This is a genomic window from Pseudomonas sp. LBUM1647, assembly GCF_059716175.1.
The window spans coordinates 1,105,879-1,121,532 of sequence record NZ_CP166809.1 but is presented as its reverse complement, the minus strand read 5'-3'; the positions used below and the strand labels follow the sequence as shown (position 1 = coordinate 1,121,532).

At 60.7% G+C, this 15,654-nt stretch carries 14 protein-coding genes; 4 read left to right on the top strand and 10 right to left on the bottom strand.

Annotated elements, in window-relative coordinates:
• Window positions 1-24: 24 nt before the first annotated feature.
• The 3 genes from ACA059_RS04990 to ACA059_RS04980 form a co-directional block, all read right to left on the bottom strand.
• On the bottom strand, window positions 25-225 hold the full coding sequence (locus ACA059_RS04990; RefSeq protein WP_007896379.1) for a DUF1656 domain-containing protein: 201 nt from the start codon (window positions 223-225) through the stop codon (window positions 25-27).
• On the bottom strand, window positions 215-2,419 hold the full coding sequence (locus ACA059_RS04985) for an FUSC family protein (protein ID WP_497632948.1): 2,205 nt from the start codon (window positions 2,417-2,419) through the stop codon (window positions 215-217). Before ACA059_RS04985 ends, ACA059_RS04990 begins: the two co-directional genes overlap by 11 nt.
• A gap of 219 nt (window positions 2,420-2,638) precedes the next feature.
• Entirely contained in the window at window positions 2,639-4,150 is a 1,512-nt protein-coding gene (locus ACA059_RS04980) for an efflux transporter outer membrane subunit (protein ID WP_497632947.1), read from the bottom strand.
• A 284-nt stretch (window positions 4,151-4,434) separates the two neighbouring features.
• On the opposite strand from ACA059_RS04980, the gene ACA059_RS04975 reads away from it, so the two are divergent.
• From ACA059_RS04975 to ACA059_RS04965, 3 genes are all read left to right on the top strand, one after another.
• The gene (locus ACA059_RS04975) at window positions 4,435-5,403 is read left to right on the top strand and encodes a LysR family transcriptional regulator (RefSeq protein WP_497632946.1); all 969 of its coding nucleotides are present in this window, start codon (window positions 4,435-4,437) and stop codon (window positions 5,401-5,403) included.
• 169 nt (window positions 5,404-5,572) lie between these two features.
• Window positions 5,573-6,547: a 2-hydroxyacid dehydrogenase gene (locus tag ACA059_RS04970; protein WP_497632945.1), complete on the top strand. Its 975-nt coding sequence runs from the start codon at window positions 5,573-5,575 to the stop codon at window positions 6,545-6,547.
• A gap of 140 nt (window positions 6,548-6,687) precedes the next feature.
• Window positions 6,688-7,197: a DUF2165 family protein gene (locus ACA059_RS04965; protein ID WP_497632944.1), complete on the top strand. Its 510-nt coding sequence runs from the start codon at window positions 6,688-6,690 to the stop codon at window positions 7,195-7,197.
• A 27-nt stretch (window positions 7,198-7,224) separates the two neighbouring features.
• Here the strand turns inward: ACA059_RS04965 and ACA059_RS04960 are convergent, their stop codons facing one another.
• Complete coding sequence (locus ACA059_RS04960) at window positions 7,225-8,127, bottom strand: DMT family transporter (protein ID WP_497632943.1); 903 nt, start codon at window positions 8,125-8,127, stop codon at window positions 7,225-7,227.
• A gap of 138 nt (window positions 8,128-8,265) precedes the next feature.
• Here ACA059_RS04960 and ACA059_RS04955 point away from each other — a divergent pair, with 138 nt between their 5' ends.
• Window positions 8,266-9,141 (top strand): helix-turn-helix domain-containing protein, encoded by an 876-nt coding sequence (locus ACA059_RS04955; protein ID WP_497632942.1) that lies wholly within the window; start codon window positions 8,266-8,268, stop codon window positions 9,139-9,141.
• 117 nt (window positions 9,142-9,258) lie between these two features.
• Here the strand turns inward: ACA059_RS04955 and ACA059_RS04950 are convergent, their stop codons facing one another.
• The 6 genes from ACA059_RS04950 to ACA059_RS04925 all read right to left on the bottom strand — a co-directional run bounded on the left by ACA059_RS04950 (window position 9,259) and on the right by ACA059_RS04925 (window position 15,649).
• On the bottom strand, window positions 9,259-11,688 hold the full coding sequence (locus ACA059_RS04950) for a TonB-dependent siderophore receptor (protein ID WP_497632941.1): 2,430 nt from the start codon (window positions 11,686-11,688) through the stop codon (window positions 9,259-9,261).
• Between the two features lie 197 nt (window positions 11,689-11,885).
• On the bottom strand, window positions 11,886-12,875 hold the full coding sequence (locus tag ACA059_RS04945) for a FecR family protein (RefSeq protein WP_497632940.1): 990 nt from the start codon (window positions 12,873-12,875) through the stop codon (window positions 11,886-11,888).
• Window positions 12,872-13,435, bottom strand: a complete 564-nt coding sequence (locus ACA059_RS04940) for an RNA polymerase sigma factor (RefSeq protein ID WP_008150603.1) — start codon at window positions 13,433-13,435, stop codon at window positions 12,872-12,874. Before ACA059_RS04940 ends, ACA059_RS04945 begins: the two co-directional genes overlap by 4 nt.
• Window positions 13,436-13,439: 4 nt before the next feature.
• On the bottom strand, window positions 13,440-13,766 hold the full coding sequence (locus ACA059_RS04935; protein WP_497632939.1) for a DUF3325 domain-containing protein: 327 nt from the start codon (window positions 13,764-13,766) through the stop codon (window positions 13,440-13,442).
• Window positions 13,767-15,347 carry a PepSY-associated TM helix domain-containing protein gene (locus tag ACA059_RS04930; RefSeq protein ID WP_497632938.1) on the bottom strand — a complete coding sequence of 527 codons (1,581 nt, stop codon included), beginning with the start codon at window positions 15,345-15,347 and terminating at the stop codon, window positions 13,767-13,769. It abuts the gene before it with no gap.
• Window positions 15,344-15,649, bottom strand: a complete 306-nt coding sequence (locus ACA059_RS04925) for a DUF3649 domain-containing protein (RefSeq protein ID WP_095129394.1) — start codon at window positions 15,647-15,649, stop codon at window positions 15,344-15,346. Before ACA059_RS04925 ends, ACA059_RS04930 begins: the two co-directional genes overlap by 4 nt.
• Between the last annotated feature and the right edge of the window lie 5 nt (window positions 15,650-15,654).

The following is a 15,654-nucleotide window of genomic DNA, read 5'->3' as shown; positions in this document are numbered from 1 at the left end:
TGATAGAGAGTCAGTGGTAGAGAGTCAACGGTAAACAGTCAGCGCCAGGGCGCCGAACAGACAGGTAAACAGACTCAGGCGCAGCAGCGCCGGGTGCCAGAAGAAGCGGTACAGGTCGAACCCGGACAGGAACCGATCGAGTGCCCAGGCCAGCGCCGCCGCGATGAAAAACATCAGGGTCATGGTCGGCATGTACACGCCGTGGAAGGCGATTTCACGAGGCATGTTCAAGTCCTTGGGGCTTGGCGGTGGCGTTGGCATTTATGTAGCCGGCGAGCGGTGATTGCAGGTCCAGCAACGAAGTGCGGATGAAGTGCAGGTAGCTCTTCACCCGGCGCAGGGCCGAGGTGTCGAAGTGCGGCGCGAAAGGTTCGTCGGTGGCTTGTACGCGGCTGATCGCGTGATCGACGGCGATCAGGCCGCGCTCCAGATTGCTCTGGCTCGGTTGCAGAAACAGCCGCACCAGCGAACGGCCCATCACCCGGATCGCCTGACGCCACGGCTGGGATTCGGCATAGGCCGGATGCACCGGCAGGATCGCCTGCTCCTTGCGTAACTCGATGATCGCGTGGCCGACTTCCAGCACCACGAACATCCAGCGCAGCAAGTCCCGTTGCACCTGCGGCTGCCCTGCCGCGAGACCGTAGGCCTGATGCAACAAGTCCCGCGTACTGCTTTCGAAACTCGACGCCAAACCCTTGAGTTTGCCGCTGATGGCGTACACCACTTGCCCGCGCAAATCCTGTTCCAGTCGACGCCACAACCAGCGGCTGTTGGGCGGCAGAATGATCGCCCCGGCCGCCGCGCACACCAGCATGCCGAGCACCATGGCGATGTAATCGTTGATGAACGCATAAGGGTTGTAAACGGTGAGGTTGTCCGGCACCGAACCGGTGCTGAAGAAGATCAGCAAGCCGAGACCGACACCGGCGTATTGCGGCCGCGAAGTGAGGAACGAACCGAGCACGATCACCGGCGCGAGCATCACGCAGAGCAACGGAAAGCCGTCGATCCAGGGGAAGATGAAAAACATCTCGACGAAACCGATCAGGGCCCCGAGGAGCGTCCCGCAAGCCATCTGAAAGGCCATGCGTTTTGGATTCGGTGTCGCCGCCGAGAGGCCCACGGTAGCGGCGGCAATCAGGGTCATCGTCGCACCGCTCGGCCACGCCGTGGCGACCCAATAGCTGCCCAGAACCACCAGAATGAACGCCGCGCGAATCCCCGAGGCGGCCGACGCCATCCAGTTGGTTTGCGGGGTGAACGGCTCATCCCATTGCTCGCGCGCATGGCTGTGATCGGCCAGCGACGCGTGGGTCTGTGCATAACTGTGCAAGTCGTCGACGAAGCGATAGAGCAGCTCATACGCGGTATGGAAATCCAGCTGCTCGGCGTCGCTCGGATCGCTCTCCTGAAAAGTCGCCCGCAAGCGGCGAACGCGCGCCGGCAAACCTTCTTTATAGGCGGTCAGCGCGATCACCAGACGTCCCGCATCGGCGTTGGTCAGGGCGCGGCCGGTGAAGCTGTCGAGCAGTTCGGCGAGGTCCTGCAAACCCGGTTTAATCGCCGCAACCACATGATCGGCGCCGCTGCTGCGCAAGCGCTCAAGCAACTGGTGCAAGGCGTTGAAGCGGGTAGTGATGCCCATGAACTCGCTGTTCAATCGACTGAGCCGACCGTTGCGCCGACGCATGTGCGGGTCTTCGAACACGGTGACACTGCGTAACCCTTCCAGCCCCACGGCCTCGGCGATGAAGCGCACGTTGCTCGCCTCGAAAGCCTCCCGTTTGCTGCGACCGCGCAAGCCATCGGTGACGAATAGCGCAAACACGCCGAAGCGTTGATACAAGGCGTTACGCATGGCGGCGCTGGCGGATTGCGGCAGGATCGCGGCGCTGACCAGCGTGGAGCAAATGATCCCCAGGGAGATTTCCAGCACCCGCCAGACCGCCGCCATAAACGCGCCGTCCGGGTGCGCCAAGGCAGGCAAACCGACCATCGCGGCGGTGTACCCGGCGAGCACGAAACCATAGGCGCGGAAGTTGCGATAGCGCGCCGCGCCCGCCGAACAGATGCCCACCCAGATCGCCAGCGAACCGAGGAACAACTCGGTGTTCTGCGCAAACAAGGCAATCAACGCGACCATCACCGCCGAGCCGGCCAATGTCCCAAGAAAGCGATAGAAACTCTTGGCCAACACGTGGCCGCTTTGCGGCTGCATGACGATGAACACGGTAATCATCGCCGTGCGCGGCTGCGGCAACTCCAGGCGCATGGCCAGCCACAGGGTCAGAAACGCCGCGAACAAGACCTTGAAAATGTAGACCCAGGTCACGCCATCGCTGCGCGCCCAGTCGAAGAAACCCCGGCGCCATTCAAGGGAATACAGCCAGCGCAAAGGTGCGGGCAAGGGAGTCATGAAATCCTGCTCATTTAGAAGAAACTTCAGTCAAGCGAAATCCTGTGGCGAGGGGATTTATCCCCGTTGGGTTGCGCAGCAGCCCCAAAACCTGCCATCGCGTTTTTTCAGGCACACCGCACTCATCGGTTTTGCGACTGCTGCGCAGCCGAACGGGGATAAATCCCCTCGCCACAAAGCTCCCTCGCCACAAATGCGGATGAGCCTGAAACATCGTGTTCAATTCGAGAGACTCTTAAGCATGGCCGGGGTTTTCGGCGCCTGCGTCTGGCTGTCTTTCGGCACGTCGTTACCCGCGCCCAGTCCGCCGCCGAGTGCCGTCACCAGTTCAGCGTGAGCACTGAGGCGTGCGGCCTGTACCTGCTGCTGAACCTGCTGCTGTTTGAACAACAGCGTCTGGGCGTTGAGCACGTTGAGGTAGTCGGTGAGCCCGCGCTGGTAGGCGATCATCGCGATGTCGTAAGTCTTCTGGGCTGTGGCCACCGACTCGGCGGCGAAGGTTTGCTGCTTGTCCATGGATTCGCGGCGGATCAACTGGTCGGAGATTTTTTTCAGCGCGTTGACCAGCGTCTGGTTGTATTTGGCCACGGCGATGTCATACCCGGCCGCGGCTTCACCCAGCTCCGAGCGCAAGCGGCCACCGTCGAAGATCGGCAACGAGATCGCCGGGCCAACGCTGTAGTTGAGCTTCTTGCCGGTCAGAAACTCCAGCGCCCCGCCGCCGGTGGCCATGTAGCCGAGGCTGCCGACCAGATCGACGTTGGGGTAGAAACCGGCGTGAGCGACATCTATGCCGCGCGCCTGGGCCGCCACTTGCCAACGACTGGCGACCACGTCCGGGCGTTGGCCGAGCAGTTGCGCGGGCAAGGTCGACGGTAACTTCAGCGCCGCGCCCAACGACAACGTTGGTCGCTGCAACTGCGTGCCCTCCCCCGGACCAAAACCTGCCAGGGCTGCGAGTTGATTGCGACTCAGGGCGATTTCTTCGTCCAGGGCATCGATCTGGCGGTGGGTTTCCGGCAGCGGCGTTTCAGCCTGACTGACTTCGAATTGGGTGCCGATGCCGCCGTTCAGACGCTTCTGCGCGAGGTCGAGAATTTGCTGCTGCTGTTTCAAGGTCGCCGCGACGATGTCCCGTTGCGCGTAATGCAACGACAGCTCGATGTAGGCGCGCACGATGTTGTTCTGCAATTCGAGCTGGGCCAGACGCGCTTCGGCGGCGCTCATGTGCGCCATGTCGACGGCGCGCTCGGTGGCGTTGCTTTCGCGCCCCCAAAGGTCGAGGGCGTAGCTGAAGCCCAGCGCGGCGTTGTTGTCCCAGGTGGTGGTATTAGCCAACTCGCCCGGCCCGTAGAACTGATCGGTCGGCCAGTTGTGGCGTTTGAGGGTGGATTCGCCATTGATCTGCAGCGACTCGGCGGACTCGGCAACCCCGGCCATGGATTTGGCCTGACGCACTCGCGCCGCCGCCATGGCCATGGTCGGGCTGCCTTGCAGGGCGAGGTCGATCCAGCGGTTCAATTGCGGGTCGCCATAGGCCTGCCACCATTGCGCGGTGGGCCAGTGAGCGTCCTGTGCGGCGTTCTGGATGGCTTCGTCGGTGGTCAATGAATTGGCCTCCAACGCCTTGCCCTGTGGGGCAATACCTCCGGTACCGATGCAGCCGCTGATTGCCAGGGTTAAAGCCAAAACACTGAGCGTCTGAAGCGCTCTGTTGATGCGACGCGGCACTGCTGCAAATTCCTGAGATGAGATAGATCCCCTGTAGGAGCTGTCGAGTGAAACGAGGCTGCGATCTTTTGATGTTGCTTTTAAAAGCGAAGAGCAAAAGATCGCAGCCTCGTTTCACTCGACAGCTCCTACCAGAGGTGGGCGCAATTCTAGGGGTGGGCTTTGTTGGCGATAAGCTGGGAATCCTGTGAATCTTTGTTACCGTTAACGCGATAATCCGTTAGTCGGGGTCTCAGACCCTGAAACTTCGTGTCACAATTTGCCATCGCCTCCGAGAGCACCCCATGGACACTTTGCAAAACATGCGCGCCTTCAGTTACGTGGCCGAGGCCGGCAGCTTCACCGCCGCCGCCGTGCAACTCGACACCACGACGGCCAACGTCTCGCGCGCGGTCTCCAACCTGGAAGCCCACCTGCAAACCCGCCTGCTCAACCGCACCACCCGACGCATCGCCCTGACCGAAGCCGGCAAGCGCTATCTATTGCGTTGCGAGCAGATCCTGGCCTACGTCGAAGAAGCCGAAGCCGAAGCCAGCGACGCCCATGCCCGTCCGGCCGGGCAGCTCAAAGTGCACACCATGACCGGCATCGGTCAGCACTTCGTGATCGACGCCATCGCCCGCTACCGCAAGACCCACCCCGACGTCACCTTCGACCTGACCATGGCCAACCGTGTCCCGGACCTGCTGGACGAGGGCTACGACGTGTCCATCGTGCTGGCCAGCGAACTGCCGGACTCGGGCTTCGTCTCCCAGCGCTTGGGCATCACCTACAGCATCGTTTGCGCCTCGCCCGCGTATGTGAAAGCCAACGGCTGCGCGCAGAAGCCCAGCGATTTGCTGAACCACGCGTGCCTGCGTTTGGTGAGCCCGGTGATTCCGCTGGAGAAATGGACCTTCGACGGCCCGGAAGGCCAGGAAATGGTGACGATTAATAGCTCACCGTTTCTGGTGAACTCCGCCGATGCGATGAAGACGGCAATCATCAGCGGCATGGGGGTTGGCGTGTTGCCGGTGTATGCGGCGATTGAAGGGTTGCGTAATGGGAGTCTGGTGCGGGTGATGCCCAAGTACCGCTCGCAGGAATTGAATCTGTATGCGATCTATCCGTCGCGGCAGTACCTGGATGCGAAGATCAAGACGTGGGTCGAGTATTTGCGCGGGTCGTTGCCGGAGATTTTGGCGGCGCATCAGGCGGAATTGGTGGCGTATGAGTTGAGTGGGAGTATGGGTGGGGTTCGGGTGGCGAATTGATGTCGCAGAACCGCGAAGCGCCGGGTCTGTGCCACACCGCTGAGCCCTGTGGGAGCAAGCTCGCTCCCACAGTAGGACGAAGTACACCCGGCAATCCGGGCACTCGCACAACAGCGAGGAAGAATGTTAGCGTGCTTGGCATTCACCTGCGCCCGAGAGCCTTCCTCCCATGAAAAAGACCGTCCTCGCCTTCAGCCGCGTCACTCCCGAAATGGTCGAACGCCTGAAGCAAGACTTCGACGTTATCGTGCCAAACCCGAAAAACGGCGACATCAACGCCCAATTCAACGAAGCCCTGCCCCACGCCCACGGCCTGATCGGCGTCGGTCGCAAACTCGGTCGCGCACAGCTGGAAAACGCCGCCAAACTGGAAGTCGTTTCCAGCGTCTCGGTCGGCTACGACAACTACGATGTCGCCTATTTCAACGAACGCGGGATCATGCTCACCAACACCCCCGACGTCCTCACCGAAAGCACCGCCGACCTGGCCTTCGCCCTGCTGATGAGCAGCGCCCGCCGCGTGGCCGAACTGGACGCCTGGACCAAGGCTGGCCAATGGCAAGCCACCGTTGGTGCGCCGTTGTTCGGCTGCGATGTACACGGCAAAACCCTGGGCATCGTCGGCATGGGCAACATCGGCGCGGCCATTGCCCGTCGCGGGCGGCTGGGTTTCAACATGCCGATCCTCTACAGCGGCAACAGCCGCAAGACCGAGCTGGAGCAAGAGCTCGGCGCACAGTTCCGCAGCCTTGATCAACTGCTGGCCGAAGCCGATTTTGTCTGCCTGGTGGTGCCGCTCAGTGAAAAAACCAGACACCTGATCAGCCATCGCGAACTGGCGTTGATGAAGCCGAGCGCGATTCTGGTGAACATTGCCCGCGGCCCGGTGGTGGACGAACCCGCCTTGATCGAAGCCCTGCAAAACAACCGGATTCGCGGTGCCGGGCTGGACGTTTACGAGAAAGAACCGCTGGCCGAGTCCCCCCTGTTCCAGCTGAAAAACGCGGTGACATTGCCGCACATCGGCTCGGCGACTCATGAAACCCGCGAAGCCATGGCCAACCGTGCCTTGGCCAACCTGCGCAGCGCTTTGCTGGGTGAGCGACCGCAAGATCTGGTGAACCCACACGTCTGGAAAGGCTAACTAAAACGGGCAGGTGTTTAACCGCCTGCCCGTGACCTACACACCTTGAAATTCAGTTAACCGCTAAAAAAAAGATACTCACTATAGACTCCCCATTACTTAGTCCAACTTACGGACCTTAGTTATGGAGAGCACCTACATTGAACCACCTTACGACCGACAAACTGATTAGGTACAGCAAAGTAATACTCATGGCCTATATAAGCTTCTTTGGCTTGATGGTGATATTCAGCAACTTTACCGACTACCCCTCCAATTACGAATACGTCGGCCACATTCTCAGCATGGACACCACCCGAGAAAACCTGAACCTGAGCTACAGAGCAATCACTTCGCCCATGCTCCACCACCGAATTTATTGGTTCATCATCACTCTGGAAGTTATTTACACGGCTTTCTGCTTGCTGGGCGCTTACCATCTTTATCGAAACATCAATACACCTGCAGCCGTTTTTCACGAAGCGAAGAAGTTTGCGATCATCGGATTATTGATTGGCCTTTTTGTCTATTACATCTGCCTGCAAGTGATCGGCACCGAATGGTTCAACATGGATGAATCTGCAATCTGGAACGCCAAGGATTGGGCTCGACACATCGTGGACTTCATGTTTCCACTGCTGATTTACATCGTGCTCAAAATCGAACGCTGAAGTTTCAGCGCTCGATTAGCCAAACCTTCACGCCAGCTTGCCGTTCCCTTGCACCATCGACGCCCTGGGCTTACGAAACACCAGCACATTGCCCAGCATCACCAGTACCAAGCCCATCAATGCGGGCGCGGTCCATTGGTAGCCTTCGGCAAACGCCGACACGTTCAGCGCCACGACGGGGAACAGTACGGTGCAATAGGCTGCGCGTTCCGGCCCCATCCGCCCGACCAACGTCAGGTAGGCCGTGAAACCGATCACCGAACCCGGAATCACCAGGTACAGCAGAGAGCCGATGTAGCGCGCATTCCATTCCATGTCGAACGGAATGCCTTTGACCAGGCACCACGCCGACAGCATGGCCGCGCCATAGGCCATGCCCCAGGCGTTGGTGGTCAGCGGTTTGAGCCCGGCTTTCTGTTGCAGGCTCGACAGCATGTTGCCCGCCGAGAAGCACAGGGTGCCGAGCAATGCCAGGCCCAACCCGAGCAAGGTCTCAGGGCTGGCGGTATGGCCCGCCACCTCAGGCCAGAACAACAGGCCAAGCCCAAGCAGCCCGAGCGCACCGCCCATCAGCACATTGCGAGCGACTTTCTGGCCGAAGAACACGCGTGCATTGAGTGCGTTCCACAACGTGGCGGTAGAAAACACCACCGCGACCAGACCACTGGGTATCCACTGGCTGGCAGTCAGAAAACACATGAAATTGATGCAGAACAGGCACAACCCCTGCGCCAGACAGATCAGGTGCCCGCGACGGTTCATCACTTGCAGGCGGCGACTCAGCAGCAGCATCACGAACAGCACCAACGCTGCGAGGCCGAAGCGATAGACGATCGACACCGGAATCGCCACCACGCCCAATTGCCATTTCAAGGCAATCCAGGTGGTGCCCCAGATCAGCACGGTCAGCAGATACAACGAAAGGTTCATGGCAAAGACTCCTGAATAGGCCTTCAGTGTCCTGCGCCAAGGCCTTTCGCACTTGCATAAACTTGCGCTTTTGTCGGGCCACAGGCTGGCAGCCGAACGGCTACGGAGTAGGATGCAAGGCGTCGGAGAGAAGCCATCATGCCTGCACTGGAAACCCTGCAAGTCTTTCAAGCCCTCAACCGCTCGCCCAATGCTCGCCTCGAGCACAGCGCCGAGCTCGGTGACGGCATGGCTGCAGCCTTGTGGAGCAACCATCACGACGCCCAGGATTACGAAGCGCCGAGTCATCACACCCTGTCCTGTTACATCGCCGGCGGCACCGGTACCTTTCGCCGCGACCAGCCCGGCACTAAGGGCGGCCCCGACAAGCTGTGCATCCTGCCGGCCGAGCATCAATCGGGTTGGGTGATCAACGGCGACATTCGCCTGGCCCACGTGTATTTCAGCCCCGAACAATTCGCCCTCGGCTGCGTTACGTTGCTGGACCGCGAACCTCGCGAGCTGCAGCTGCGCGAAGCCACCTTTCTGGACGACCCGGCGCAAGCCCGGCGCTTTCGGCAAATGCTCACACTCAACTGGGACGAGCCCGGCGAACGCGTGCTCACCAGCAGCCTGGCCCATGAAATGCTCAGCCACGTACTGCTCGGCCAGGTTGGAATGCGTGAGGGCTTGCGGCTGAAAGGCGGATTGGCAGCGCATCAGCGGCGGCAGTTGGTGGAGTTCATCGACAACCAATTGGCCGAGGCGATCAGCCTGGGGCAGTTGGCGGCGTTGTGTGCGTTATCCGAATACCACTTTGCGCGGATGTTTCGCGAGAGCTTTGGGTTGCCGCCGCATCAGTATGTGCTGTCGCGGCGACTGAGCCGGGCGCGGGCGTTGCTGCGTTCAACTTCTCAGCCGTTGGGGGAGATTGCGTTGGCGTGTGGGTTTGCCAGTGCGAGTCACTTCACCAATCGGTTTCGTCAGGCATTGGGTGGAACGCCCGGCGAGTATCGGCAGGCGTTTTTGCGGTAGGCCTGAAGTCTTCAGTGTCTGGCACGCCGCCATCGCGAGCAGGCTCACTCCCACATTTGGAATGCATTCCCCTGTGGGAGCGAGCCTGCTCGCGATGAACGATGACTCGGTTTCCGATCAGAACTCCAGCGTGCTTGAAAGCGACACCTGCCGCGAATCCCCCATCGACACAAAGAACCGGCTCGCCGCCGAGGTGTAGTAGGTGCGGTCAAACAGGTTCTTCACGTTGAGCTGGAACTTGACCTTCTGCCCTTCGACTTTGGTGTCGTAAGTGGCGAAGGCATCCGCCACGGTGTAGCTCGGCAGGTCGAAATCGTTCACGGCATTACCCGCTCGCTCACCGACATACCGCGCCCCGGCGCCGACCCGTAGCTGATCACCACCGACGATAGTGCCAAAGTCATAAACCGCCGACAGCGAGCCGCTATTCTTCGCTACGTTTTGCAGTTTTTTGCCTTTGTAGGTCGGGTCTTCGGTGACTTCGGCATCGGTGTAGGCATAGCTGCCGATCATGCTCCAGCGATCACTCAGCTGACCGCTCAAGTCCACTTCCAGACCACGGGAACGCACTTCGCCGGCGGCGCTGTAGATCGTCACCGGACCTTCGGAGTTGGCCACCAGCACGTTGCGTTTCTTGATGTCGAACAGCGCGACGTTACCGGTGACGCGGCCCGGCATGTCGAGCTTGGCGCCGATTTCCCAGGACTTGGCTTCTTCCGGCGCGACGCTGCCGTCCAGCACGGTGCTGCTGCCGCTCAACGGCGCGATGGTCGAGTTGGGTTTGAACGACTCGGTGTAGCTGCCGTAGAACGACAGTTCATCGGTGTAGCGATACACCAGGCCCGCACGCGGCACCCACTTCTGGCCGTTGCTGTCGGTGTTGGCCTTGAACGGCACACCTTTACCGGCGTACTGGTCGTATTCCTGAAAGCGCGCGCCGGCGACGAAAATCCATTGATCGGTCAGGTGGATCGAGTCCTGGAGGAATACCGAATCGCTGCGCAGTTCATCGGTCTGCGCACTGTCCGCAGGGCTGACCGTGGTGCCGGCGACTTCGCGGCCGTACACCGGGTTGACGTAACTGAAGGTGCTCAGGCTTTTCTGACGGATCAGGTCTTCGCGGTAGATCTTGCGGTATTCATCATCGACGCCGAACACCAGGTCATGTTTCATCCCCGCGAGCTGGACATTGCCTTCAAGGCTGGCGGTGGTGAAGCGGTCGGTGCTGATGGCGTTCTGAGTGCCGTCCATGCTGCGGGTCAGGGTGCCTTTCTTGGTGTCGATGGCGGTGATGCGCACCTGGCTGGCGTCGTAGGTTTCGCGATTCCAGCTGTAGCCGAAGTGGGCTTTCCAGTTGTCGTTGAGCTCGTGATCGGCCTCGAAGTGATACAGGTCCGAGCGGCCTTCCATGTTGTTGAAGGGCTCGTCGAGGCGACGCTCGCGGGAGATGTCCAGCGGATGATTGTCACGCGGGTCGATGATCGTGCCACGGTCGAACGGGGTCAGAAACTCGCGGTGTTCGTAGGAGAACAGCAGCTTGGTGCTTTCGCCGAACCAGGCCAATGACGGTGCTACCAATGTCTCGCGGTGAGTGCCGAAGTTGCGCCAGTAATCTTCGTCTTCGTGGTCCAGGACCATGCGATAGGCCAACCCGGAATCACCCAACGCGCCGGTGCTGTCGAGACCGCCGCCGCTGCCATTTTTGCCATCGCCATAGGTCGAGCCACGCAGGGTCAACGCGTTGTACTGCTCAAGCTCGGGTTTCTTGCTGACCATGTTGACCACGCCGCCCGGGTCTTGAATGCCATAAAGCAGCGAGGCCGGGCCCTTGAGCACTTCGACCCGGTCCACGGTCGCATTCATGCCACGACCCTGCACGATCGGCATGCCGTCGCGCATGATCGAGCCGTTGCGGTTGTCGCCGAAGCCGCGAGTCATCACCGAATCCTGAGTGCTCGCCAGTGTGTTGCCTTGAGTAATGCCGCTGACGTTGGCCAGCGCGTCATCCAGATTGCGCGGCACCTGATCGCGAATGACCTGCGCCGGGATGACGTTGACGGTCTGGGGAATTTCCTGGAGCAAGGCCGATGAGCGCATCACCGAACTGGTGGGCGGTGGCTGATAGCTCATGGATTGATCGGCCACCGAGGTGATGGTGGTCGCGCCCAGGTTCAAGGCACCCTCGGTAGGCAACGGCTCCAGCACCCATGTGTGGCCGTCGGTGCGACGAAAGGTGAACCCCGAACCGCTGAGCAAACGCTGCATTGCCTGCTCGGCACTCATCTGCCCGCTGAGCGCTGGAGCGTTGATTCCGTACGGCGCCTCATCGGTGTAGACCACGCTGATACCGGTGATCCGGCTGAAGTCGCTCAAGGCCTGGGGCAGCGGTTTGGCGGCCATTGCGAAGCTGAACTGCGCATTCTGTCGGGCACTGCCGGCCTCAGCCGCCACCGCCATACTCAACGGCAGCAATGCCAGCGCCGAAAAGCTCAAGGCACACGTACCCAACCACTGTTTGACCGAACCCGATTTCGCCCTGGACTTCATTGCTCATGACCTGTGTAGAACCTACGGGATGCGAATGACTCGCAGTTTCAGTCACTACACGGATGGCGTCGGGGTTTACCTCACCAGAAAGTTGAAAATATTTGAAAAAATCAAAAGATCGCAGCCTGCGGCAGCTCCTACAGAGGATCGCGTACTCATGTAGGAGCTGCCGCAGGCTGCGATCTTTTGACTTTGCTTCAACGCAAAATAATCAGATGCCCCAAAACCTTGTGTTGCTCAAACCCCAACACCCCTTGCAACGAACTCAACACCGCTTGCGGATCCTTGCTCGGAAAGCTGCCACTGACCCGCCGCGCCGCGAGTTCATCGTTGAGCAGCACAATCCGTCCCGGGTAATAACGCCCAAGGTCTTGCACCACGTCGGCGAGTGTCGCCTTGTAGTAATTGAGCCATCCCTGACGCCACGCCAACTGCGCTTCGCTGTCGACTGCGTGGAGTTTTTCCGCCGAACCCTCGCCATACGCCACTTGCTGGCCAGCGATGAGGATTTGTTGCGCGGCGTGCTTGTCCGCCGTCACACCAACCCGTCCGGACAACACCGTGACCTGAGCGCCGTGCGGTTGCAGTCGCACTTCGAACTGAGTCCCCAGCACCCGCGCCTGGCCTTTTTCAGCGTCCACCACAAACGGATCGCCGGTGTGGGTCACGCTGAAAAATCCGGCGCCGCGCCGCAGCTGAACGTGCCGCTCGCCACGACTGAAATCCACCGCAATCGCGCTGTCAGCATCAAGCGTGACTTGCGACTGATCCGCCAGCGTGACGGTGCGAATCTCCCCCGGCGCCGACACATAGTCCGCGCCCAGATCATCGACCCAGCGCGACGGTTGCCAGCCAGCGCCGAAGCCGATCGTTAGCACCAGACACGCGGCCATCGCCAACGCACCGGACCAACGCCGAACGCTGGTACGGCGCGAGCGATTCATGGCGTTGAGGTAACCCTGCAAGGCAAACGCGTCTTCATCGGCCAACGTTCGGCCCGGCGTTTCGGTCAACTCCCACACCACTTGCGCCTGGGCGTAAGCCTCGGCATGGGCGGGGTCGGCCTGTAACCAATGGCTGAAGATGGCCTGATCGCCGCTGCTGGGCTGATCATGCAACAGACTCAGCCAGGCGAAGGCCGCCTGTTCCTGAGCAGGCGTCGGGGTGACGCGTTCGGTGTTGTTCACAGTGCTTTCCCTGGCGTGCGCGGTTCGGGTTCCCGAAGGCTGGCCTTGCAAGCCTCGAGGGCGCGCATCATATGTTTTTCCACGGCGCTTTGGGACAAACCCATGGCCTTCGCGATCTCGGCGTATTTGCGCCCGTGAATACGGTTGAGCAAAAAAATCTGCCGCGTGCGCTCAGGCAGCGCACGCAACGCCGCTTCGACGTGACGCAAGTCGTTGCCCGCCTCCAACGCCGCTTGCGGTTCGCTGCCGTGGCTGTCGGGTTGATCCGGCATCCAGCCCTCGTTGACCCGCACCCGCGTGCCTTCGCTGCGCAAATGGTCGATGGCAATGTTGCCGGCGCAGCGCAACAGGTAAGTGCTGAGCTCTTCAACCTGCACCAGCGGCCTCCGCCAGAAACGCAGGAACAAGTCCTGCACCAGATCCGCAGCCGTCGCCCGACACCCGACACGACGACTCACCAGCGCTTCCATTTGCGAACGCTGGGAAAGGAACACCTGCAGGAAATGCGCACGCGCACCGCGATGTTCGTCGTCATGGGATTCCGGGGGGCTGGTGATCATCAGGTCAGCCCTTTGCAAACACGGCGACGGGACTGGCGAGCACGCTCAACCCGGCCAACACCAGGGCCAGGCGCGGGCGATACGGCATCAACAGCACCAGCATCAGAGCGCTGAGCATCAACACCGCAAACCACTCCACCAATCCAAGCCCCCACCCCGTCGAGGACACCGCAGCCCACAGCGATAACGCCAGCAACAGCCAGCCACTGAGTTTCATCCCCTGGCGGCGACGAGCCGAGGGCTTGCGCCCCAACAGTTCGGCGTGATGCCGATCCATCGATAAACACAGCGCGGTGAAACCGCCGTAGCACAGCAACAAGGCCAAGAACATTCAGTGCGCCTCTTGCTCAAGCATTATCGATTTCGCCCGCGGTCGGGTGACGATTCCAGCCTGCCCCGCGCGCTGCATTATCCACGCAGCCCACGCGAAAAACAGACCACTGCCCAGGCACGTCAGATCGAAACCGGCCATGGCCCAATCACCCTGCACCAGGGTGACGCCCAAGTGATAAGGCGTGGTCAGCGGGTTCAGCAGCGGCACCGCACAGAACAGCAACGCCGCCAGCGCCAACTGTTCAACCCACGCGGCGCGACCACGGCGGACCATGGCGTGCAACACGCTCAAGCCCCAGACGATGAAGAAGCCGTTCACTTCCCAATCCGCCCGCCCGGCCATTCCGACCGGCAACAATCGATTGGCCCAGAAGAACGCCGCCACCGCGACCATCAATCCCGACATGCTGGCGATGTTCAGGACTTCCACCAGTCGCAACTCAAACGGCATCACACCGCTCTTCGCATGTTTGAGCTGACGCTTACCGAGCCAGATCACCAGCCCGGTACCGATCATCGCGGTGCCCGCCAAACCGCAAATGAAGTACAGCCAGCGCAACACCGGACCGGCGAAATGGCCCATGTGCAAGCCGTAGAAACTGCCGGCAATCGCCATGGGCAGTGCTTGCTTCGGAGTTGCGCTGAGTAGCTGCCCGGTCACGCCGTTGAATGTCAACGCGCTGCCAAAGTCGTGGACCACTCGGTCGGCGCCGTCACGCGCAAGAATGACCGAGGCATTCGCATCGCCCGGATTGTTCACCGTCAGCCACCCGGTTCGCCCGCCCGACCACAGCTCGCTGGCCCGTTCCAGCAGCGGTGCCAACGGTGCCAACTGACCCGGTTTGCCTGCCATTTCAGGCGTATTGGACGCCGGAAACACCTCATCGTAAAACGCCTCGACATCACCTTTGTACGAGGCAAGGATGCTCGCCGGCATCACCATTGACATGAAAATCACCAGGCTGCTGTAGGTGATCATCAAATGAAATGGCAACACCAGAACGCCCACCGCGTTATGCCCGTCGAGCCAGGAGCGCTGGCCCTTGCGCGGGCGGAAGGTGAAGAAGTCCTTGAAGATTTTCTTGTGGGTGATGATCCCGCTGATCAACGCGACGAACATCACCATCGCTGCGATGGTCGACAGCCAGCGACCCCACGGATAGGGCATTTGCAACTGAAAGTGGAAGCGGTAAAAGAACTCGCCACCGCGTGTGTCCCGGCCCTGCACTTCTGCACCGGTTTGCGGATCGAGGCGTTTTTCGGTGAATTGACCGCGCGTGCCGGGCTTGGCCGGTGCTTGCTGCCACCTCACCGACAGCCCGGGTTCGCGAGCATCCGGTAAATCGATGAGCCATCGCGAGGCGCCAGCGGCGTGCTGCTCAAGGTAGTGCTGGGCCAGGGTCAGACTGGCTTCGGAGGACACCGAACGGGCGGGAATTTCCGGCTGCATCCAGTGGCTGATCTCATCCTTGAAATAGGCGAGCGTGCCGGTCAGGAAAATCGCGAACAGCAGCCAGCCGAAGATCAACCCGGCCCAGGTGTGCAGCCAGGCCATGGCCTGTCGAAAGCCCTCTTTCATGAGTGGCCCATCCAGTACGCCAGCCCCGACACCGCCGCCAAAACCACGCTCGGCACGATCAATCCGAACCAGGCTTGCCAAGCACTGCGACAGGCAAAGCACCAGAGTACGGCGACCAGATACACCAGAAACGAGGTCATCATCCCGGTGACCACCGCTTCGCCGCGAGCCATGGGTAGCCACATTGTCAGGCTGACACTGGCCAATGCCGCGACGAGGTACCCCCCCAATACGGCGGCCAGCACTCGGGAAGTGACGGCCAGGCGGTAGGAAACGGGGAGCGCGGTGATTTTGCCTTTCATGTTTC